The following is a 19625-nucleotide window of genomic DNA, read 5'->3' on the forward strand; positions in this document are numbered from 1 at the left end:
CGCAGCGCCCCGCCGGCTCGGCGGACTCAGCCCTGCCAGAAGCGGATCAGGTCCAGCCCCAGGCCGTAGAGCCAGCTCGGCAGGCCGAGCAGGTCGCCGATCGCGAAGACCGCGTCGAAGAACCAGCCGCCGATGCGCGGGTTCCACAGCAGCGCGAAGAGCAGGATGAAGCCGTACGGGGCGAACATGTCGTACATCCGCCGCCACTGCGGGTTCAGCCAGGGCTGGATCATGTTGCCGCCGTCCAGTCCGGGCACCGGGAGCAGGTTGAGCACGCTCGCGGTGAGCTGGAGGAACGTCAGCAGCGCCACCCCGGCCCAGAACTCGATCGGCCCGCCGACGGTCCCCGTGCCGATCCGCAGCGCCGCCACCAGCAGCAGCGTGAACAGCACGTTGGTGGCCGGGCCGGCGAGGCTGACCAGGGTGTGCCGTAGCCGGCCCGGGATGGCGTGCCGGTCCACCCAGACCGCGCCGCCGGGCAGGCCGATGCCGCCGAGCAGCACCACCACCACCGGCAGCACGATCGACAGCAGCGGGTGGGTGTACTTGAACGGGTTCAACGTCAGGTAGCCCCGGTGGGCGATGTCCCGGTCGCCGGCCCGGAACGCGACCACCGCGTGGGCGTACTCGTGCAGGCAGAGCGAGACCAGCCAGCCCGAGACCACGAAGAGGAACACGTCGAACTTGACGTTGCCGAACCGGTTCCAGGCCATCACCCCGCTGGCCACGAAGAGCGCGACCAGGGCCAGGAAGACCGGGCTGGGCCGGAACGCCGCCCGGGGCACGCCGAGCACGAGCGGCTCGCCGCCCGGGCGGTCGTAGCCCATCACTCCGCCGTCGGGAGCAGGCTCATCCGGTACTCCACCCGGTCGTCCTCCACGAGCGCGACCGAGGTGACGCCGGACGCCGCGAGCTCCCGCCAGGTCTGGCCGATCCACGATTCGGCGTCCGCCTGACTGCCGAACGACTCCGCCGGTCCATCGACCGACGCGCCGTTCGCGCCCTCGTACCGCCAGCTCCACGCCATGCCGCGTCTCCCCTCGCCGCTACACCGTCCCCCGGGGACGGACCCCCGCAAGCGTAGTCGGCCGTCCGCGCGCCGGCCCGACGCTCACCCCCGCCGGGGCCGGCCGGTGATCACCATGAGTGTCCCCGGCCGGTACGGTGGCGCGGTGCTGACTCAAGGAGTGGTGCTCAGCAACCGGTACCGGCTGGGCGAACGGGTGGCGACCGGCGGCATGGGCGCGGTCTGGCGGTGTGTCGACACGTTGCTGGACCGCGAGGTGGCGGTGAAGGTGCTGCTCCCGGCGCTGGTGGAGGACCCGGAGTTCACCAGCCGGTTCCACGCCGAGGCCCGGATGATGGCGGCCCTGCGGCATCCGGGCATCGTCGCGGTGCACGACTTCGGCTCGGCGACGCTGGCCGACGGCAGCCAGGTCAGCTACCTGGTGATGGAGTACGTCGACGGCGAGCCGCTGGTCACCTGGATCCGGCGCGCCGGCCGGCTCGACCCGACGTCGACCATGTCGGTGGTGGCGCAGGCCGCCGCCGCGCTGCACGCCGCGCACACCGCCGGCATCGTGCACCGGGACGTCAAGCCGGGCAATCTGCTGGTGAAGCGGGACGGGACGGTGGTGCTGGTCGACTTCGGCATCGCCCGGTCCAGCACGATGGCTTCGCTGACCGCCGCGCACATGGTGCTCGGCACGGCCTCGTACATGTCGCCGGAGCAGGCGGTCGGCCAGCCGGTCTCGGCGGCCACCGACGTCTACGCGCTCGGGGCGGTCGCCTACTACTGCCTGACCGGGCAGCCGCCGTTCGTCGGGGAGAACCCGTTGCAGGTGGCGCTGCGGCACGCCCAGGAGGAGCCGGCGCCGCTGCCGCCGGGCACCCCGCCGGCGGTGGCCGAGGTGGTCGCGCGGGCCCTGGCCAAGAGCCCCGGTGACCGCTGGCCCAGCGCCGCGGCCCTGGCCGACGCCGCCCTGGACGCCCGGGACGCCACGCTGGCCGTGCTGCGGGTGCCGCCGCGTCCGCCGTGGGCGCTGGCGGGTCCGGCCCTGCCGGCGCCGACCGGGCCGTTGACGCCGTCCGGCCCGTTGACGCCGTCCGGCCCGGCGGGCGACCCGTCGAAGGCGGCGTCCGCCGGAGCGCGGGACACCGGCACGGGGACCGGCTCGGGAGCACTTCCGGCCGGACCGCCGACGCCGCCCGCCGCGGGGACCGGGGCGCTGTCCGGCGCGGTCTCCACGCCACCCGCGCCGCCCGCCGGCCCCGACCGGCGTTCCGGCCCGGGCGCTGCTCCCCTCCCGCCCGCCGGGCCTGGAACCGGCCCGGCACAGGTTGCCGGCCCAGGGCACGGACGCGGACCCGGGCCCGCCCACGGTGGCGCTACGCCGGCGGGGCAACTGGGCGGTGAGGGGATTGGCGTCGGCCCCGGAACCGTGGCGCCGCGGTGGCAGCAGAGCGGCCCACCCGCCACACCGGCGGGCGGCACACCCGCTCCGACCGGGCACCCGGCTGGCGCGCCCTTCCCGGCCCCCGGGCAGCCGTATCCGGGCGGGCCGTACCCGGCCGTGGTGGGCGGCCAGCAGGCGACCCCGCCCGCCGGCTACCCCAGCCGGTTCGTCGTACCGGAGACCACCCCGACCCGGGAGGACCGGGCCGGCGGCGCGGCCCGGCGGCGCCGGCTCGCCCTGGCCGGCGCGGCGGGCGGGGTGGTGGCCGTGGTGGCCGCCGTGGCCGCCGTGGTGGCGCTCCAGCCCGACGAGCCCGCCCGGGGCGGCCCGGCGCTGACCGCCGAGTCGGAGTCGGCGGCACCGGTGCTGCCGGGCCCGAGCGTCAGCACCCGGGGCGGGAAGCCGAGGCCCAGCGCGAGCGCCACCGGCTCCCGGCCGGCCTCGGCGACGCCGACCGCCGGGTCGACCGGCACGACGACGGGCCCGGGACCGAGCGCGTCTCCCACCACCTCCGCTCCGCAGCCGGGGACGACCACCACCCCGCCGGCGAGGACCAACCCGTACACGCCGGCCCAGGTCTGCGGCAGCGGCTACCAGGTGATCGACTCCGCCTCGTTGACCGCGAACGGGGTCCGGCGGGGAAAGGTCTACCTGCTGTGGAACGAGGCGGCCAAGGCCAACTGCGTGGTCACCATGAAGGTGACCGCGGTCGGCGAGCGCACCACGGCGTCGGCGTTCCTGGAGGTGCAGGGGAAGACCCGCGCCACCGACAGCGGCGCGTTCGAGTACTACGCCGGCCCGGTCCGCGCCGGAGCCGGCGGGACCTGCGTGAAGTGGGGCGGGGCGACCGGCGGCGCCAGCTACGCCAGCGGATTCGAGCACTGCGGCTGAGCCCGGGCCGGGCGGCGACCGCAGCCCGGGCGGCTTTAAGGTACGGGCATGTCCGTTGACGGCTGGAACACGGTCCTGGTGCTCGGCGGTATCCGCTCGGGCAAGTCGGAGTTCGCCGAGTCCCTGGTGGGTGACGCCCCGTCGGTGCGCTACGTGGCGACCTCCGCCGACGCGGACCCGGACGACACCGAGTGGGCCGCCCGGCTGGCGGCGCACCGGGAACGCCGGCCGGGCAGCTGGACCACCGAGGAGACCGCCGACGACCCGCGCCGGCTGGCCGACGTGATCGCCTCCGCCGGGCCGAACGAGACGCTGCTGGTGGACGACCTGGGTGGCTGGGTGACGGTGCTGCTCGACCCGGCGCACCAGCCCGCCGACGACGTGGCCACCATCGCCGAACTGGCCGCGGCGGTGCGCGCCAGCGAGGCGCGGATCGTGCTGGTCAGCCCCGAGGTGGGGCTGTCGCTGGTGCCGACCACCCCGCTGGGTCGGGCCTTCACCGACGCGCTCGGCGCGGCGAACCGGGCCGTCGCGGACGCCTGCGACGCCGTGGTGCTGGTGGTCGCCGGTCAGCCGACCTGGCTCAAGCCTGCCGTCACTCCGCGCGCGGCCGGGGTGCCCGCCCAGGCCGGCCCGGCCCGCCACGACGTGACCGCCGCCGCCGCGCCGGCCGAGGCGCCGCTGCCGGACGTGCTGACCCCGACCGCACCCGCCGCGCCCGCCGCACCCGCGGAGACCAACGGGACCGCCTGGGCGGCGCCGACCATGGCGCTGCCGATGGTCGCCACCGGCCTGGTCATCCAGCCCGGCATGGAGCTGCCCATGCCGGACGAGTACGCCGGCCCGCAGGCCGTCGACCGGCTCGCCACGCTGGACCTGGCGGGGGCCGGCTTCGGCGAGCTGGAACGGGTCGTCGGCTTCGCCGCCGCCACCCAGGGCACCGCGACCCCCGCCCCGTGGGCGAGCGTGCGGGTGCTGCTGCTGCACGGGGACCACCAGGGCGGCGCCGCCGCCGGCACGGTCCCCGGCGAGTCGTCGCGCCGGGCCCGGCAGGCGCGGGCCGGCCGGGGCGCGCTGGCGAGGCTGGCCGCCGAGAACGGCGCCAGCCTCCAGGTGGTGGACACCCCGTCCTCGGCGCCGATGGAGCAGGAGCCGGCGCTGGCCGGCGCCGCCGTCGAGTCGGCCCTGCGCTACGGCTGGCGGCTGGCCGAGGAGGCCGCCGACGCGGGCGTACAGCTGCTGGTGCTGGGGGCGTGCGGCGCCGGCACGGAGGCGGCCGCCGCGGCGGTGCTGGCGGCGACCGCCGGCGCGGAGGCCCCGGCGGTGCTCGGCCGGGTGATCACCGCCAGCGGCGAGATCGACGACGCGGCGTGGATGACCCGCTGCGCGGCGGTCCGGGACGCGCTGCACCGGACCCGCCGCTCCCCGCGCGACGCCAAGGACGTGCTGGCCGAGCTGGGCGGCGGCGACATCGCGGTGGCCACCGGCGTGCTGCTCGGCGCGACCGCCCGCCGGCTGCCGGTGATGCTCGACGGGCCGGTCGGCGTGGCCGCCGGCATGATCAGCCGCGACCTGGCCGGGCAGGCCCGGCACTGGTGCGTGCTGGCCGACCACGGCGGCCACCCGGCGGTCCGGCTCGCCGCCGACGTGCTCGGCCTGACCCCGCTGCTGGACCTGCGGCTGGACCTGGGCGAGGGGGCGAACGCGCTGACCGCGCTGCCGCTGCTGCGCTCGGTGCTGGCGCTGGCCGCCGCGCTGCCCGCGCACCCCCGGCTCGGCGGCGGGGACCCCGACTCCGACGAGCCGGACTTCGCCGAGCCGGAACCGGCGGGCCCCGGCCCGACCACCGTGGAGCCGGACGGCACCGAGCCCGACTTCAGCGAGCCAGACTTCAGCGAGCCGGAGCCCGCCGGCCCGGGGCCGACGACCACGGAGCCGGACCCGTCCGGCCGGCGTGCCGGCTGAGTCGCGGGTCGTCGACGGCCTGCGGCTGGCGCTGACCACCTTCACCACACTGCCGGTGCGCGCCGGCCGGATCGACCGCCCGACGGCGGGCGCCGCGATGGCGCTCGCCCCGTTGGTCGGGGCAGTGCTCGGCGCGGTGCTCGCCGGGGTGCTGCTGCTGTTGGCCGCGTTCGCTCCCCCGCTGGTCGCCGCCGGGGTGACGGTGGGCTGCGCCGCCCTGCTCACCCGCGGGCTGCACCTGGACGGGCTGGCCGACACCGTGGACGCGCTGGGGTCGTACCGGCGGGGAGCGGCGGCGCTGGAGATCATGAAGAAGCCGGACGTGGGGCCGTTCGGGGTGGTCGCGCTGGTGGTCGTACTCCTGCTCCAGACGGCGGCCCTCGCGGAGCTGGCGGGGCGGTCGTGGCCGGCGGTGCTCGCGGGCGTGGTGGCCGCGACGGCGGCGGGGCGGCTCGCGGTGACGGTGGCCTGCCGGCGCGGGGTGCCGGCGGCCCGGCCGGAGGGGTTGGGCGCGCTGGTCGCCGGGACGGTGGGACCGGTGGCGCCGGCGGTCGGCGCGGTCGCCGTCGCGCTGGCGGCGGTGGCGGCGGTGCCGGGCCGCCCGTGGCAGGGGCCGCTCGCCGTCGCGGCGGCGCTCACCGTCGCGGTGGGGCTGCTGCGCCACGTGGTACGCCGGCTCGGCGGCGTCACCGGCGACGTGCTCGGCGCCACCGTCGAGGTGGTCACCACGCTGGTCTACCTGGGACTGGTGCTGTCCGGCTGAACGCGGCACCCGGCGGCGGGTAGCGTTTGCCCCGACAGCACCGGCACGGCCTTCCGGGGGACGACTTGCTCATCACGGACGACTTCCTCCCCATCCCGGTGCCGGAGTCGCTGAGCGCGACGTACCTGGTGCCGATGGCGGGGCTGCCCCGGGTGAGCCCGAAGACGGCGGTACGGGCGCTGGAGGGCCGGCTGGCCGAGCCGGTGCACGGGCTGGCAACGCAGATGCTGGACAGCCCGCTGATGACGGTGGACACCCGGTCGATCGACGAGTTTCCGCAGCTGCCGCCGGACCTGCTCACCGCGTTCGGCGCCACCGAGGCGCAGCTCGGTCGGCTGGCCGCGGCCAGCCATCTGGTGGTGGTGCAGGCCGAGTACCGGCCGGGCTGGCCGCCGGCGCACGAGTGGGCGGCCCGCGCGGTGGCCGCCGCGGTCGCCGAGTCCGTCGACGGCGACGTGGTGGACGTGTTCGGGTTGCAGTTCCTCGACCCGGCGGCCGCGCTGCGCTCGCTGCCGGACGCCGAGGGCCGGGTACGCCTGGTCGACTGGGTGCTGGTGCCCTACTCCTCCGACGCGGAGGGGCTCTGGTTCACCACCAAGGGGCTGCGCCGATTCGGCCTGCTGGAGTTGCAGACCCAGGGCGTGCCGGACCACCTCACCCGGGCCTGGGGCGCGGTGATGACCGGGGCCGCCCGGCGGCTGCTGCGGGACTGGACCGACGGGCTGGCCGGCGAGGAGGTGCCGGCGTTCGTGCAGCTGCCCGTGCTGGCCACGGTGACCGGGCACGACATCGCGGTGGCGTACGGCAATCCGGAGCAGCACGGCGCGACGGCCCCGGTGCTGCTGCGGCTGGAGCTGGACCCGGCCACCGACCCGGAGGCCGACTCGTTCCTCAGCCTGCGCCCGCCGCCCGGGCACCCCGGCCCGCCCGGGAAGTACTTCGCCGCGGCCTGCGCGACGCTCTTCTCCGGCATCCAGCCCGACGTCCGCTACGCCCGGCCGGGTGACGCGATGAGCAAGGCGATCGCCACCGCGCGGGCCGGGCTGGACGACATCCGGGCCCGGTTCCTCGCCGGCAAGCTGCCGCCGGAGTCGCAGCTCGTGGTCAAGTACGGCCTGCCCGGCGACGAGGGCCCCGAGTTCGTCTGGGCCGGGGTGACCTCCTGGGAGGTGCCGGAGCGGCTCGTCGGCGCCAGCGCCAGCGACGCCAACACCGACCCCACCGTCCGGATCGGCTCCCCCGTCGTGATCGAGGCCACCGACGTGGTCGACTGGGCCCTCCTCGACGGCACCGGCGTCATCGAGGGTGGCTGGACCCAGGCCGTCCTCGACGCCGGCGAACGGCCCGGCCCCACCCACTGACCCCTCCCCACCCGCCCGACCTGCCCCGCCCGACCTGCCCCGCCCGACCTTGTTGATCAAGAAGTTCGCGTCAGGATCCGGGGGTCCGGGCGACGCAAACCTCTTGGTCAACGTGGGTCAGGTAGCGGGGGTGGGGCGATCAGGGTGTTGGTGCGGGCGGCGCGGGCGGCGCCCCAGGCGTGGAGGGCCTCCAGCACCGGAACGAGGGTGCGGGCCTCGTCGGTGAGGTGGTACTCGACGTGCGGAGCGCGCGGGGTGCCGCGGTCCACCCGGGTGACCAGGCCGTCGGCCTCCAGCTCGCGCAGGCGCTGGACGAGCATCTTCTCGCTGACGTCCGGCATCCGCCGGCGCAGCTCGCCGTAGCGGTGCACGCCCTCCTTGAGGTGGGCGAGGATCACCGGCCGCCACTTGCCGCCGATCACGTCGACGGCCAGCTCCACCGCGCAGTGATAGCGCTTCGGCATCGGGCACCCTACTTACCGGAAAGTGCGTACTTGATCACGCGTCGGATCGGGTGGTGGGCTGTCGGCATGATCGTCGAGTACATCAGGTACCGCGTACCGCAGGAACGCCGGGCGGAGTTCGTCCCGGCGTACGCCCGGGCGGCCCAGGCGCTGGACGCCGCCCCCGAGTGCCTCGGCTACGAGCTGAGCCGCTGCGTGGACGACCCGGCCGCCCACATCCTCCGCATCCGCTGGACCTCCGCCGAGGCCCACCTCGACGCCTTCCGCACCGGCCCGCACTTCCCCGGCTTCCTGACGGAGATCCGCCCCTGGATCCAGGACATCGAGGAGATGCGCCACTACACCCCCACCGAGGTCACCTCCACCCCCTGACCCGCCCCCGGCCCGCGTCGATCATGAGGTTGACGGCGATGTCGATCTCCCGGACCGCGGCCAACCTCATGATCGACCGAACTACTTGACCGAGGGGGTCACGAACGGGGGGCGGGTGACGCGCATCTGGGCGCGGCGGCCGCGGATGTCGACCTCGACGAGGTCGCCGTCGGCGAGCTTGGCGTCCGTGTCGAGCAGGGCCAGGGCGATGCCCTGCTTCTTGGTGGGCGAGAACGTGCCGCTGGTGATCGTGCCGAGCTCGGTGTCGCCGGCGTAGACGGTCATGCCGGGGCGCGGGATGGCCCGGTCGACGGCCTCGAGGCCGCGCAGCGTACGGCGCGGGCCGGCGGCCTTCTCGGCGAGCAGCGCCTCGCGGCCCCAGAACGCCGGCTTGTCCCAGCCGACCGCCCAGCCGGAGCGGGCCTGCACCGGCGTGATCTCCAGCGACAGGTCCTGCCCGTGCAGCGGGTAGCCCATCTCGGTGCGCAGCGTGTCCCGGGCGGCCAGCCCGCAGGCCCGCAGCTCGTACGCCGCACCGGCGGCGAACAGCGCGTCCCAGACCGCGACGGCGTGCTCCGCCGGCACCACCAGCTCGTAGCCCAGCTCCCCGGTGTAGCCGGTGCGGCAGACGGTCAGCTCCACTCCGGCCAGGGTGGCGGCGGAGAAGCTCATGTAGCCGTGCTCCACCGGCAGGCCCAGCCCGCCGAGCAGTTCCGCCGAGCGCGGGCCTTGCACGGCCAGCACCGCGTACGCCTCGTGCTCGTCGGTGACCGTGATCCCGGCCGGCGCGGCGGCGCGCAGCCGGCGCACCACCTCGGCGGTGTTCGCCGCGTTCGGGATGAGGAAGACGTGGTCGTCGGCGTGCAGGTAGGCGATGATGTCGTCCACCACGCCGCCGGTCGCGTCGTCACAGCAGAGCGTGTACTGCGCCCGGCCCGGGCCGATGCGGCTTAGGTCGTTGCTGAGGCAGGCGTTGACGAAGTCCGCCGCGCCCGGCCCGGTGACCCGCGCCTTGCCCAGGTGGGAGACGTCGAAGACACCCACGGCGGTACGCACCGCCGTGTGTTCCTTCAGCACGCCGCCGCCGGCGTACTCCAGCGGCATCTCCCAACCCCCGAAGGGGGCGAACTTGGCGCCGAGAGCGGTGTGCCGCTCGTGCAGCGGGGAACGGCGCAGCCGGGTCGCGGCGGCGTCGGAGGTCACGTCCGTCATGGGTGGCAACTTACCGGGGTACCCGCCGCTGGTTAGCATCGGCGGGACCCGCCGCGACAGCCATCGGCGGGACAGCCAAGCTTCCGGCGGGTAGGTTGCCGCCGGAGACCTTCATCGCCGGTACGCGACGACGCGACCGGCCCGGCCCGCCCGGAGTAGCTTCAGTGACATCGCCCAGCACCACCCTGAGCCTGGTCGACACCGACCCCGCCGAGCTTGCCGTCGACGCGATCGTGATCGGCGTGCACAGCCAGACCGGAGAGCAGGACGCCACGAGCGGCCTCGCCGGCACCCTGCTGCTCGCCAGTGGCGCGGAGAGCATCGCCGCCGCCTTCGACGGCAAGCTGACCGAGACGCTGGCGCTGCTCGGCGCGACCGGCGCTCCGGGCGAGGTGACCAAGCTGGCCACGCTGGGCACGGTGACCGCGCCGATCGTCGCCGCGGTCGGGCTCGGCCCCGAGCCGACCGGCGCCGCCCCCGCCCCGGAGACGCTGCGCCGGGCCGCCGGCGCCGTCGTCCGGGCGCTCGCCGGCGCGCCCCGGGTGGCGCTGAGCATGCCGCTGCCCGACGACGCCGACGCCCCGGCCGCGCTGCGCGCGGTCGCCGAGGGCGCGCTGCTCGGTGGCTACCGGTTCGCCGGCTACAAGACCAAGCCGCAGCCGACCCGGCGTACGCCGGTGGCCGAGGTGCTGATCTCCGTGCCGGACGCCGGTGACGCGACCGCCCGGGGCGAGATCGACCGGGCCACCGCGGTGGCCGGTGCGGTGCGTACCAGCCGGGACTGGGTGAACACCGCCCCGAACGAGCTGCGTCCGCCGGCCTTCGCCGAGGCCGTCGCGACGGCCGCCCGCGCGGCCGGGCTCGGCGTCGAGGTGCTGGACGAGGAGGCGCTGCGCGCCGGCGGGTACGGCGGCATCGTCGCCGTCGGGCAGGGCTCGGAGGCCCCGCCGCGCCTGGTCAAGCTCACGTACACCCCGTCGGGCGGCGGCAGCGGCAAGCGGGTGGCGCTGGTCGGCAAGGGCATCACCTTCGACACCGGCGGCATCTCGATCAAGCCGGCGCAGGGCATGTGGGAGATGAAGTCGGACATGGCCGGGGCGGCCGCCGTCGGCGCCGCGATGCTGGCGATCGCCGCGGTGAAGCCGTCGGTGGCGGTGACCGCGTACCTGCCGATGGCGGAGAACATGCCGTCGGGCACCAGCTACCGGCCGGGTGACGTGATCACCATGTTCAACGGCAAGAAGGTCGAGGTGCTCAACACCGACGCCGAGGGCCGCATGATCCTGGGCGACGCGATGGCGCGGGCCTGCGCGGACGGCACCGACTACCTCTTCGAGACGTCCACTCTCACCGGTGGGCAGGTCATCGCGCTGGGCAAGAAGATCGCCGGCGTGATGGGCACCCCGGAGCTGTGCGAGCGGGTCAGGGCCGTCGGCGAGTCCGTCGGCGAGCCGGCCTGGCCGATGCCGCTGCCGGACGACGTGCGCAAGGGCATGGACTCCGACGTCGCGGACATCTCCCAGGTCAACGCCGGCATGGACCGGGCCGGGCACATGCTGCAGGGCGGCGTGTTCCTGCGCGAGTTCGTCACCGAGGACGTGGCCTGGGCGCACATCGACATCGCGGGCCCGGGCTACCACTCGGGCGAGGCGACCGGCTACTGGACGAAGGGCGGCACCGGCGTCCCGGTCCGCACCCTGGTGCAGCTCGTCGAGGACGTCGCCGCCAACGGCTGACGCCCACCCGCGACCCACGATCGGGGCGCCTCCCACACTTGGGAGGCGCCCCGCCCGCATTCCACCCGGCAGCCGGCCCCGCTTCCCACGCCCCGCGCCAAGGTCGACCCCGTTTGCGGCGTGTCGCGGTGTCAGCCCGCCCGGACACCGCGACACGCCGCATCTCGCGGGACGGCGCACGGCGACGCCCGGCCGGGCGAGGCAGGGCCGGGCAGGGCCGGGCAGGGGTCAGAAGAGTTCGGGGCGGCGTTTGCGGCGCTCGTTGTAGTCGCGCATCCGCTGCGGGTAGCCCATCAGGCGGACGTCGTAGATGGGGATGGCCAGCCGGTGGGCGAAGCGGCGGGCCCCCTCGGGGCCGTCGACGCGGCGGCGGGTCCACTCCCCGTCGTCGGCGATCAGGATGACCGTGGTCTCGGTGACCGTGGTCCGCGGCTCGATGTACGCCTCGACGCCCCGCCGGGTCCGGACGAAGTCCTCAAGATGGTCCAGATCGGCCCGGTCGGCGGGGCGGCCACGACTGACCGCGCCCGTCTGCTTTCGTCGCCGGAATAGCCCCACCGACTGTCTCCTCCCCCGTCCGTCATCGAAGACGGTGCCAAGAGTACGTGTCGACGACGTGTCGTTGGGCACCTCGGTACGCGCCCCGCATCCCCTAGTGACAAGATGACCGAGGTGGGGTGTGTCCCTGTTACCCCTCCGTGACCCCCGATGCAGCGACGCGACCTGGGAGTTGGACGTGAGCGAGCCGAACGAGACCTTCGACATCGTCATTCTCGGAGGTGGCAGCGGCGGCTACGCGGCGGCGCTGCGCGCCGCCCAGTTGGATCTCTCGGTCGCGCTGATCGAGAAGGGGAAGCTCGGCGGCACCTGCCTGCACAACGGCTGCATCCCCACCAAGGCGCTGCTGCACGCGGCCGAGATCGCCGACCAGACCCGCGAGTCCGAGCAGTTCGGCGTGAAGGCCGAACTGGTCGGTATCGACATGGCGGGGGTCAACTCGTACAAGGACGGCGTGGTCTCCCGCCTCTACAAGGGCCTGCAGGGCCTGGTGGGCAGCGCCAAGAACATCACCTTCGTGGCCGGCGCCGGCAAGCTGGTCGGCAAGAACGTCGTCGAGGTCGACGGCAAGCGCTACACCGGCCGCAACGTCGTCCTGGCCTCCGGCTCGTACGCCAAGAGCCTGCCCGGCCTGGAGATCGACGGCGAGCGAATCATCACCAGCGACCACGCGCTGACCCTGGACCGGGTCCCGGCGTCGGTGATCGTGCTCGGCGGCGGCGTGATCGGCGTCGAGTTCGCCAGCGTGTGGAAGTCCTTCGGCGTGGACGTCACGATCGTCGAGGCGCTGCCCCGCCTGGTCGCCGCCGAGGACGAGGAGTCGTCCAAGGCGCTGGAGCGGGCCTTCCGCAAGCGGAAGATCAACTTTAAGGTCGGCAAGCCGTTCGAGAAGGTCGAGAAGACCGACAACGGCGTCAAGCTGACCATCGCCGGCGGCGAGACCGTCGAGGCCGAGCTGCTGCTGGTCGCCGTCGGGCGTGGTCCGAACACCGCCAACCTCGGGTACGAGGAGCAGGGCGTGAAGATGGACCGCGGCTACGTGCTGACCGACGAGCGGCTGCGCACCAGCGTGCCGAACGTCTACGCGGTCGGTGACATCGTGCCCGGCCTCCAGCTCGCCCACCGCGGCTTCCAGCAGGGCATCTTCGTCGCCGAGGAGATCGCCGGCCAGAACCCGGCCGTGATCGACGAGGCCGGCATCCCGCGGGTCACCTACTCCGACCCGGAGCTGGCGTCGGTGGGTCTGACCGAGACGAAGGCCAAGGAGCAGTACGGCGCGGACAAGGTCAAGACCTACAACTACAACCTGGGTGGCAACGGCAAGAGCCAGATCCTCAAGACGGCCGGCTTCGTGAAGCTGGTCCGGGTGGAGGACGGCCCGGTGGTCGGCGTGCACATGGTCGGCGCCCGGGTCGGTGAGCTCGTCGGCGAGGCGCAGCTCATCTACAACTGGGAGGCGTACCCGGCCGAGGTGGCGCAGCTCGTGCACGCCCACCCGACGCAGAACGAGGCCCTGGGCGAGGCGCACCTGGCCCTCGCCGGCAAGCCGCTGCACGCGCACGCCTGATCGAGAACTGATTCCGCGGCGTCCGGCGGCAGACGGGCGAGATCGCACCAGGGGAATGAAGGAGTCATAAGAGATGCCGGTATCGGTCACCATGCCTCGGCTCGGCGAGAGCGTCACCGAGGGCACCGTCACCCGCTGGCTCAAGCAGGAGGGCGACACCGTCGAGGTCGACGAGCCGCTGCTCGAGGTGTCGACCGACAAGGTCGACACCGAGATCCCGTCCCCCGCGGCGGGCGTGCTGAGCCGGATCGTGGTCGGCGAGGACGAGACCGCCGAGGTGGGCAGCGAGCTGGCCGTCATCGCCGGTGAGGGCGAGCAGGCCGGTGGCGGCGAGGCCGCCCCGCAGCAGGCGGCCGAGCCGGCCGCCGAGCCCACCGCCGCCGCGGCGGGCACCGGCCCGGAGCCGGAGCAGGAGCAGCCCGCCGCGCCGCAGCCGCAGGCCGAGGCCGCCCCGGCGCCGTCCGGCGAGGGCACCGCGGTGAAGATGCCGGCCCTGGGCGAGAGCGTCACCGAGGGTACGGTCACCCGCTGGCTCAAGCAGGTCGGCGAGACCGTCGAGGTGGACGAGCCGCTGCTGGAGGTCTCCACCGACAAGGTCGACACGGAGATCCCGTCGCCGGTCGCCGGCACCGTGCTGGAGATCAAGGTCGCCGAGGACGAGACCGCCGAGGTGGGCGCCGACCTGGCGATCATCGGTGCCGCCGGGGCCGCCCCGGCGAAGCCGGAGCCGAAGCCCGAGCCCAAGGCGGAGGCCAAGCCCGAGCCGAAGCCCGAGCCGAAGCCGGAGCCGAAGCCGGAGCCGAAGGCCGAGGCCAAGCCGGAGCCCAAGGTCGAGGAGCCGACCCCGGGTCTGTCGTACAACGAGCCGGCGGCCGAGGCGGAGACCGCCGCCGAGCCGGCCAAGGCCGAGCAGGCGGCGCAGCCGTCCGCGCCGACCCCGACCCCGCAGCGGCCCACCGCCCCGGCCCAGGGCGGCGAGGAGGCGGCCGGCTACGTGACCCCGCTGGTGCGCAAGCTGGCCGGCGAGCACGGTGTCGACCTGTCCTCGGTCAACGGCACCGGTGTCGGCGGCCGGATCCGCAAGCAGGACGTGCTGGAGGCGGCGGAGAAGGCCAAGGCGGCCAAGGCCGCGCCGGCCCCCGCGCAGCAGCCCGCCGCGGCTGCCCCGGCCAAGCCGGCCGCGAAGCCGCAGCCGAGTGGCAAGCGCGGCACGACCGAGAAGCTGCCCCGGATCCGCAAGGCCATCGCCAAGCGGATGCACGAGTCGCTGCACGAGATGGCGCAGCTCACCACGGTGATCGAGGTGGACGTCACCAAGATCGCCAAGCTGCGGGCGCAGGCCAAGGAGTCGTTCCAGCAGCGGCACGGCGTCAAGCTGTCGTTCCTGCCGTTCTTCGCGCTGGCGGCCATCGAGGCGCTGCAGGCGTACCCGATCGTCAACGCCAGCATGGACCTCGAGGCCGGGACGATCACCTACCCGGACGCCGAGCACCTGGGCATCGCCGTGGACACCGAGCGGGGTCTGCTGGTCCCGGTCATCCACAACGCCGGTGACCTGAACCTGGGCGGCATCGCCAAGCGGGTCGCCGACCTGGCCGAGCGGACCCGGACCAACAAGATCAGCCCGGACGAGATCGCCGGCGCGACCTTCACGCTGACCAACACCGGCAGCCGGGGCGCGCTCTTCGACACCCCGATCGTGCCGTCGCCGCAGTCGGCGATGCTCGGCACCGGTGCCGTGGTCAAGCGCCCGGTCGTGGTCAACGACCCGGAGCTGGGCGAGGTCATCGCGGTCCGCTCGATGATCTACCTGGCCCTCTCCTACGACCACCGGCTGATCGACGGCGCCGACGCGGCCCGTTTCCTGGTCGCGGTCAAGGAGCGCCTGGAGGGCGGCAACTTCGAGGCCGACCTCGGCCTCTGATCCTCCCGTACGCGCAGGGCGCCCCGGTCACACCGACCGGGGCGCCCTGCGCCGTTCCGCCCTGTGTGCGGCGACCGCGGAACCGGCGCCGCACCCCGCGTCAGGCCCGGAGGGTCTCCTCGGAGACCGCCCAGAGCCGCTCCGCGGCCTCCGGGTCGCGCGCGTACGGCGCGTAGCCGGTGCGGGTGCCCGGCTGGTTCGGCCCGGCCTCCTGGCAGTCCTCGAAGTAGCGCCCGCCGATGCCGTCGAGCAGCGGTGAGGTGGCGACCAGCACGGACGTGGCCGCGCCCTGCTCGGCGCTCTTCCAGTAGGCCGCGCCGCCGCCGCTCTGCGCGCGCATCCGGTTCAGCTCCTCCTCGCTGATGTAGCGCTGGAGGTTGGTCCGGATCGCCCCGGGCATCAACGCGTTGCTGGTGATGCCGTCGTCGACCCAGCGCCTCGTCAGCTCCACCGCGAAGAGCACGTTGGCCGTCTTGGACTGCCCGTAGGCCTCCCACGGGTCGTACGGACGCCGGGTGAAGTGGATGTCGTCGAAGACCACCGGCGAGCGCAGGTGGGCCGCCGAGCTGACCGACACGACCCGCGCGCCCCCGGCCGCCGCCAACGCCCGGTGCAGCCCGGTGGCCAGGGCGAAGTGGCCCAGGTGGTTGGTCGCGAACTGCATCTCCCAGCCCTGCGGGGTGCGCATCTCGGGCGAGGCCATGATGCCGGCGTTGTCGACCAGGATGTGCAGCGGCCCGTCCCAGGTCCGCACGAACCCGGCCACCGACGACTGGTCGGCCAGGTCGAGCGGGGCGACGAGGATCCGGTCGTTGCCGGTGGTGTCCGTGATGTCCGCCGCGGCCCGCTGGCCGGCGTCGAGGTTGCGTACGGCGAGGGTGACCTCGGCCCCGGCGGCGGCGAGCGCACGGGCGGTCTCCACGCCGATGCCGGACGCCCCACCGGTGACGACGGCCCGTCGACCGGTGAGGTCGATGCCGCGCACGACCTCCATGGCGGTGGACTCGCGGGAGAACGGCGTGCTGACAGGTGTGCTGGTGGTCATGATCCATCCTTGTCCGAGGCGGGGGCGGGCGGCTGCTGGACGCCGCGGTGCGGGCGTTTTCCCACCAGGGCGCGGAGGTAACGCGGACGTCGGCAGCCGGGCCAGCGCGACCTCGCCGGCCGGCGGCTGGACCTGCTGATGGACGGTCTGCAGGCTGAGGGGAATCGCCTCCGGGCCGAGCCGACGCTGCGAGAGTGGACGGGTGGGCAGCGGGCGGTGGAGGCGGCGCGGGACGCTGGGGCCCGCCATCTCCGTCGCCCCCGGCGCCCGGGTGGACCGCTTCGAGGTCTTCTTCGACCTGGTCTTCGTCTTCTCGTTCTTCATCATCACCCGGGCCACCGCCGTCCAGATCACCGGTTCGGCGTTGCTGCACGGCATGCTGGTGCTGGCGGTGCTCTGGTGGGCCTGGGTGGTGCACAGCGTGGTGGCCACCCGGGTGCGGCTCGGCGAGGGTTTCGTGCCGGTGCTGATGGTCGTCGGGATGGCTGCGCTCTTCTGCTTCGCGCTGGCCCTGCCGCAGGCGTTCGGCGACCCCCGTGCGGCGGCGGCCGGGCCGGTGGTCGTAGCGGTCACCTACGTGGTGATCCGCGCGGTGCACTTCCTCCTCTACCTGCACGTCGTACGGGACAGCCCACGGGAACGCAAGCAGCTGATCCGGTTCGCGCCGGAGTTGGTGTTCAGCACCCTCCTGCTGCTCGGCGCGGCGTTGATCCCCACCCGGATCGACGACCCCGACATGGCGGGGATGGTGCGCGACGGCCTCTGGCTGTGCGTGGTGCTGCTCCAGTACGGGTCCGGACTCCTCGGCGGCACCGGGGGCTGGGGGGTGGCCTCGGCCGAGCACTGGACGGAGCGCTACGAACTCATCCTGATCATCGCGCTGGGCGAATCGGTCATCTCGGTCGGCGTCGGCAGCAACCTGCTCGGCCAGCCGCCGACCTGGCCGGCGGTCGCGGCGGCGACGCTGGGCATCTTCTTCACCGCCGCGCTCTGGTGGGCCCACTACGACGTCATCGGCCCGGCCGCCCGGATCGCCCTGCACGTCGCGGAGGGGCGAGAACGGGTGGCGATGGCGCGGGACGCGTATGCCTACCTGTACCTGCCGATGATCGCCGGGATCATCCTGTTCGCCCTGGGCTCGGAGGGGATCGTGCACGAGATCGCCGATCCGTCCGTGCCCCTCGAGGAGCCGGCGCACGGCCCGAGCGTGCCTCTGCTCTTCGGCGGGGTGATCTGTTACCTGTGCGGGAACATGCTCTTCCAGTTGCGCACGCTGCGCACGCTGTCCTGGACCCGGGTCGCCGCGGTGCTCCTGCTCGCCCTCGGCATCCCGGTCGGCTCCCACCTGCCCGGGCTGGCCACCCTGACTCTGCTCACCGCGATCTGCGTCGGGTTGGTGGTGGTCGAGGTGGTGACCATGGAGGAAGGCCGGCGCGCGCTGCACGAGGTGGTCTTCCACGAAAGGACCACCTACGAGGCGCACGAGGCGGCCTTCCGGGCCCGGTGGAAGGAGACCGGGACGGACGAGACGGGCACCTCGACGTAGGAGCTGGCCGATGACCCGGCCGGCGTCGACGGGGTACGCGCCGAACTGGACGGCCTGAGCGCGCTGCTCGAATCGCACTTCCTCTACGAGGAGAAGAAACTGGTGGCCGCCCTGAACGCGGTGCGCGACGGGGCCACCGAAGAGCTGCTCAGCGTGCCGCTGCCCGAGTGAGGATTCGCCGGTCAGCAGAATCGGCCCCTCCGGGCTGGCCGGCGAGGTCCCCGACGGCGCAGGCTGGCCCGGTGACCGTCTTCTGCCTCCAGGCCACCCCCACCGACGCGGCGAGCTGGCTGGACCTGGCCCGCCGCGCCGAGGCCGCCGGCTTCGACGCGCTGCTCGCCGCCGACCACCCCGGGGCCGTGACGTCCCCGTTCGTGGCGCTGGCCGCCGCCGCGTCGGTGACCTCGACGATCGGCCTCGGGTCGTACGTGTCGAATCTCGGCGTCCGCGAGCCGATGCTGCTCGCCGCCGACGTGGCCACCCTCGACCTGGTCTCCGGCGGGCGGGCCCGGCTCGGCGTCGGTGCCGGCCACACCCCGGCCGAGTGGCGCGCCGTCGGCCGCGAGCGCCCGGACGTCGCCGGCCGGGTACGCCGTTGCGTGGCCGTCGCCGAGGCGGTCCGCGCCCTGCTCGACGGCGACGAGATCACCGTGGACACCCCCGAGCTGGCGGTCCGGGAGGCCCGGCTGACCGCGCCCCGCCCGGTGCAGGACCGGATCCCGCTGACCATGGGCACCGCCAACTCGACGCTGCTGCGCTGGGCCGGCGCGCACGCCGAGGTGGTCGGGCTGACCGGCTTCGGGCGTACCCTCGTCGACGGCCACGCCCACGACGTGCGCTGGCGGACCGACCAGATCGAGGCGCAGCTCGACCACGTCGCCGCCGGCGCAGCGGGTCGGGACGACCCGCCGGCGCTGGAGGCGCTGGTGCAGAGGGTGGTGGTCACCGACGACGCGGAGGCCGCCGCGGCGGAGACCGCGCGCGAGGTCGGGCTGACCGTCGCGGAGGTGCTGGCCACGCCGTTCGTGCTGATCGGAACGGCGGACGAGATCGTCGCGGCGGTCGCGGAACACCGGCGCCGCTGGGGCGTCACCCGCTTCGTGGTACGCCGGGACGCCCTCGAACCGCTGGCTCCGGTGCTCGCCCGGCTGTCCTGACCGCTGGCGTTTGGCGGCCGGTTGTCAGCGGCGAGCCGACGCCGGCCCGGGAGCCGAGCGTCTCATCGAGACGCTTTAGAGCTGATGACGTAAACGATTCAGGGTCGGCGGCGTCGGCGTCAGCGGCAGACCCAGCCGGGGGCACGGGTGACCCGGCCGTCGCCGCGGTCGACGCAGAGCTCGTCGGTGTCCCGGTCGATCCAGTAGGTCTGGCCTGGCCAGACCAGCACCGGTCGGTCGAGGTTGAACTACTCGACCTGGTTGAGCAGGACGAGCCGGTCCGCCCTCACCCGGTCCTGCATCGTGCTGTCAGTCCCTGGGCCGCTCGGTCACAAAGACGCCCAGGCCATGGACGCCCTCGACCAGTCCCTCGGTCTTGAGCACGATCATGGCGTGATTGACCACGCCGGCTGACACGCTGTGCTCAAGGCACAGCTGGGACGTGGACGGCAACTTGTCGCCGGGGGCGAGTTCTCCGGACGCGATCTGCTCGCGGATGAGGTCCGCGAGCTGCGCCCACTTGGGCTTGGCGGGCATGTCATCTCCCTGGTCTGCACCGCCATTTGATCACGCCTTCCTTCTACCGACAAGTAAGAGGTAGTCGGTAG

Annotated in this window: 17 protein-coding genes; 10 read left to right on the forward strand and 7 right to left on the reverse strand. The window is 74.2% G+C overall.

Translation table 11 applies throughout. The features are described 5' to 3' along the window. Positions 1–26 precede the first annotated feature (26 nt). Complete coding sequence (locus ACTMTB_RS13115) at positions 27–827, reverse strand: site-2 protease family protein (protein ID WP_357913484.1); 801 nt, start codon at positions 825–827, stop codon at positions 27–29. Beyond that, positions 827–1027 carry a hypothetical protein gene (locus ACTMTB_RS13120; RefSeq protein WP_088961023.1) on the reverse strand — a complete coding sequence of 67 codons (201 nt, stop codon included), beginning with the start codon at positions 1025–1027 and terminating at the stop codon, positions 827–829. The genes ACTMTB_RS13115 and ACTMTB_RS13120 overlap by 1 nt, the downstream gene beginning before the upstream one ends. A gap of 145 nt (positions 1028–1172) precedes the next feature. Here ACTMTB_RS13120 and ACTMTB_RS13125 point away from each other — a divergent pair, with 145 nt between their 5' ends. The 4 genes from ACTMTB_RS13125 to ACTMTB_RS13140 all read left to right on the forward strand — a co-directional run bounded on the left by ACTMTB_RS13125 (position 1173) and on the right by ACTMTB_RS13140 (position 7436). Then, the gene (locus tag ACTMTB_RS13125) at positions 1173–3347 is read left to right on the forward strand and encodes a protein kinase domain-containing protein (RefSeq protein WP_441145375.1); all 2175 of its coding nucleotides are present in this window, start codon (positions 1173–1175) and stop codon (positions 3345–3347) included. Between the two features lie 48 nt (positions 3348–3395). Further along, entirely contained in the window at positions 3396–5312 is a 1917-nt protein-coding gene (locus ACTMTB_RS13130; protein WP_441145376.1) for a bifunctional adenosylcobinamide kinase/adenosylcobinamide-phosphate guanylyltransferase, read from the forward strand. Beyond that, the gene (cobS, locus tag ACTMTB_RS13135; protein WP_441145378.1) at positions 5302–6075 is read left to right on the forward strand and encodes an adenosylcobinamide-GDP ribazoletransferase; all 774 of its coding nucleotides are present in this window, start codon (positions 5302–5304) and stop codon (positions 6073–6075) included. Before ACTMTB_RS13130 ends, cobS begins: the two co-directional genes overlap by 11 nt. A 65-nt stretch (positions 6076–6140) precedes the next feature. Next, complete coding sequence (locus ACTMTB_RS13140) at positions 6141–7436, forward strand: DUF2314 domain-containing protein (RefSeq protein WP_441145380.1); 1296 nt, start codon at positions 6141–6143, stop codon at positions 7434–7436. Positions 7437–7543: 107 nt separating this feature from the next. Here the strand turns inward: ACTMTB_RS13140 and ACTMTB_RS13145 are convergent, their stop codons facing one another. After that, complete coding sequence (locus ACTMTB_RS13145) at positions 7544–7900, reverse strand: winged helix-turn-helix transcriptional regulator (RefSeq protein ID WP_441145382.1); 357 nt, start codon at positions 7898–7900, stop codon at positions 7544–7546. Between the two features lie 66 nt (positions 7901–7966). Between ACTMTB_RS13145 and ACTMTB_RS13150 the strand changes: the two genes are divergently transcribed. After that, positions 7967–8272 (forward strand): putative quinol monooxygenase, encoded by a 306-nt coding sequence (locus ACTMTB_RS13150; protein ID WP_441145384.1) that lies wholly within the window; start codon positions 7967–7969, stop codon positions 8270–8272. A gap of 81 nt (positions 8273–8353) precedes the next feature. Here ACTMTB_RS13150 and gcvT read toward each other — a convergent pair whose 3' ends face one another. Beyond that, complete coding sequence (gene gcvT, locus ACTMTB_RS13155) at positions 8354–9484, reverse strand: glycine cleavage system aminomethyltransferase GcvT (protein ID WP_441145386.1); 1131 nt, start codon at positions 9482–9484, stop codon at positions 8354–8356. Positions 9485–9648: 164 nt separating this feature from the next. On the opposite strand from gcvT, the gene ACTMTB_RS13160 reads away from it, so the two are divergent. Next, complete coding sequence (locus ACTMTB_RS13160) at positions 9649–11220, forward strand: leucyl aminopeptidase (RefSeq protein ID WP_441145388.1); 1572 nt, start codon at positions 9649–9651, stop codon at positions 11218–11220. Between the two features lie 228 nt (positions 11221–11448). On the opposite strand, the gene ACTMTB_RS13165 is transcribed toward ACTMTB_RS13160, so the two are convergent. Continuing rightward, the gene (locus tag ACTMTB_RS13165) at positions 11449–11778 is read right to left on the reverse strand and encodes a hypothetical protein (protein ID WP_441145390.1); all 330 of its coding nucleotides are present in this window, start codon (positions 11776–11778) and stop codon (positions 11449–11451) included. A 178-nt stretch (positions 11779–11956) separates the two neighbouring features. Between ACTMTB_RS13165 and lpdA the strand changes: the two genes are divergently transcribed. Both lpdA and sucB read left to right on the forward strand, forming a co-directional pair. Next, on the forward strand, positions 11957–13345 hold the full coding sequence (gene lpdA, locus ACTMTB_RS13170) for a dihydrolipoyl dehydrogenase (RefSeq protein WP_441145392.1): 1389 nt from the start codon (positions 11957–11959) through the stop codon (positions 13343–13345). A gap of 73 nt (positions 13346–13418) precedes the next feature. After that, the gene (gene sucB, locus ACTMTB_RS13175) at positions 13419–15269 is read left to right on the forward strand and encodes a 2-oxoglutarate dehydrogenase, E2 component, dihydrolipoamide succinyltransferase (protein WP_441145394.1); all 1851 of its coding nucleotides are present in this window, start codon (positions 13419–13421) and stop codon (positions 15267–15269) included. Between the two features lie 100 nt (positions 15270–15369). Here the strand turns inward: sucB and ACTMTB_RS13180 are convergent, their stop codons facing one another. Further along, positions 15370–16314: an SDR family NAD(P)-dependent oxidoreductase gene (locus ACTMTB_RS13180; protein ID WP_441145396.1), complete on the reverse strand. Its 945-nt coding sequence runs from the start codon at positions 16312–16314 to the stop codon at positions 15370–15372. A 202-nt stretch (positions 16315–16516) separates the two neighbouring features. Between ACTMTB_RS13180 and ACTMTB_RS13185 the strand changes: the two genes are divergently transcribed. Together ACTMTB_RS13185 and ACTMTB_RS13190 are read left to right on the forward strand one after the other, a co-directional pair. Continuing rightward, on the forward strand, positions 16517–17860 hold the full coding sequence (locus tag ACTMTB_RS13185; protein WP_441145398.1) for a low temperature requirement protein A: 1344 nt from the start codon (positions 16517–16519) through the stop codon (positions 17858–17860). Between the two features lie 242 nt (positions 17861–18102). Further along, the gene (locus ACTMTB_RS13190) at positions 18103–19017 is read left to right on the forward strand and encodes an LLM class flavin-dependent oxidoreductase (protein ID WP_441145400.1); all 915 of its coding nucleotides are present in this window, start codon (positions 18103–18105) and stop codon (positions 19015–19017) included. A gap of 309 nt (positions 19018–19326) precedes the next feature. Here ACTMTB_RS13190 and ACTMTB_RS13195 read toward each other — a convergent pair whose 3' ends face one another. Then, a complete protein-coding gene (locus tag ACTMTB_RS13195) occupies positions 19327–19554 on the reverse strand; it encodes a winged helix-turn-helix domain-containing protein (RefSeq protein ID WP_441145402.1) in 228 nt (75 codons plus the stop codon). Between the last annotated feature and the right edge of the window lie 71 nt (positions 19555–19625).

This window comes from Micromonospora sp. L32, assembly GCF_052068055.1.
Classification (GTDB): domain Bacteria; phylum Actinomycetota; class Actinomycetes; order Mycobacteriales; family Micromonosporaceae; genus Micromonospora; species Micromonospora purpureochromogenes.

What these genes read in the sequence shown, in the direction of transcription:
- ACTMTB_RS13115 (WP_357913484.1), bottom strand. Translation starts at nt 827, where the DNA reads ATGGGCTACGACCGCCCGGGCGGCGAGCCGCTCGTGCTCGGCGTGCCC.
- ACTMTB_RS13120 (WP_088961023.1), bottom strand. Translation starts at nt 1,027, where the DNA reads ATGGCGTGGAGCTGGCGGTACGAGGGCGCGAACGGCGCGTCGGTCGAT.
- ACTMTB_RS13130 (WP_441145376.1), top strand. Translation starts at nt 3,396, where the DNA reads ATGTCCGTTGACGGCTGGAACACGGTCCTGGTGCTCGGCGGTATCCGC.
- ACTMTB_RS13145 (WP_441145382.1), bottom strand. Translation starts at nt 7,900, where the DNA reads ATGCCGAAGCGCTATCACTGCGCGGTGGAGCTGGCCGTCGACGTGATC.
- ACTMTB_RS13150 (WP_441145384.1), top strand. Translation starts at nt 7,967, where the DNA reads ATGATCGTCGAGTACATCAGGTACCGCGTACCGCAGGAACGCCGGGCG.
- gcvT (WP_441145386.1), bottom strand. Translation starts at nt 9,484, where the DNA reads ATGACGGACGTGACCTCCGACGCCGCCGCGACCCGGCTGCGCCGTTCC.
- sucB (WP_441145394.1), top strand. Translation starts at nt 13,419, where the DNA reads ATGCCGGTATCGGTCACCATGCCTCGGCTCGGCGAGAGCGTCACCGAG.
- ACTMTB_RS13180 (WP_441145396.1), bottom strand. Translation starts at nt 16,314, where the DNA reads ATGACCACCAGCACACCTGTCAGCACGCCGTTCTCCCGCGAGTCCACC.
- ACTMTB_RS13195 (WP_441145402.1), bottom strand. Translation starts at nt 19,554, where the DNA reads ATGCCCGCCAAGCCCAAGTGGGCGCAGCTCGCGGACCTCATCCGCGAG.